The sequence below is a fragment of the Achromobacter sp. DH1f genome (assembly GCF_000633435.1).
Classification (GTDB): domain Bacteria; phylum Pseudomonadota; class Gammaproteobacteria; order Burkholderiales; family Burkholderiaceae_B; genus Achromobacter; species Achromobacter deleyi.
The window spans coordinates 1-596 of the sequence record NZ_AYMF01000090.1 but is presented as its reverse complement, the minus strand read 5'-3'; the positions used below and the strand labels follow the sequence as shown (position 1 = coordinate 596).

Here is a 596-nt window from a genome sequence, read left to right as displayed (position 1 = left end):
TGCTCGGCCAGCACCCGGCCCACCAGGTCGACGGGGCCGCCGGGCGGGAAGGCGATGATCAGGCGCACCGGGCCGTCGGCGTGCGCCGGGCTCAGGCTGGCCAGGCCCATGAGGCCTGCGAATACGAGTTTCTTGAACATGGTTGTCTCCTCGGGATTGTCGTGTCTTGTTGTTGCCTGCGGTCAGGCGATGAGCGCGCTACGGAAATCCATACAGGCGCGCCGGGTTGTCCACCAGGACCTGCTGGCGCGATGGCGCGTCCGGGCAGGCCAGGAAAAAAGCGTCGGCCAGCTCGCCGTCGTCGGGCATGTCGCCCGCCACGTTCGGGTGCGGCCAGTCGGTGCCCCACAGCGTGCGCTCGGGCAGCGCGTCCACCAGGGCCCGCACAAAAGGAATGCCTTCGGAAAAAGGCCGGCGGCCCGAGGCGATGCGGTCGATGCCCGACACCTTGACCCAGGCCTTGGGTTCGGCGGCCAGGTCCAGCAGCGCGCGAAAGGCCGGCGCGTCGACGCCGTCGGACGCCTTGACGCGGCCCATGTGATCCACCACGAACGGCACGGGCAGCGCGCGCAGGCGCGGCAGCAGCTCGGGCAGCA

Annotated in this window: 1 protein-coding gene; it reads right to left on the bottom strand. The window is 70.3% G+C overall.

Annotated features, from left to right (window positions below; translation table 11 throughout):
- Positions 1 to 198: 198 nt before the first annotated feature.
- The coding region (locus U858_RS0133080; RefSeq protein WP_025141352.1) for an amidohydrolase at positions 199 to 596 on the bottom strand (398 nt) is incomplete at its 5' end.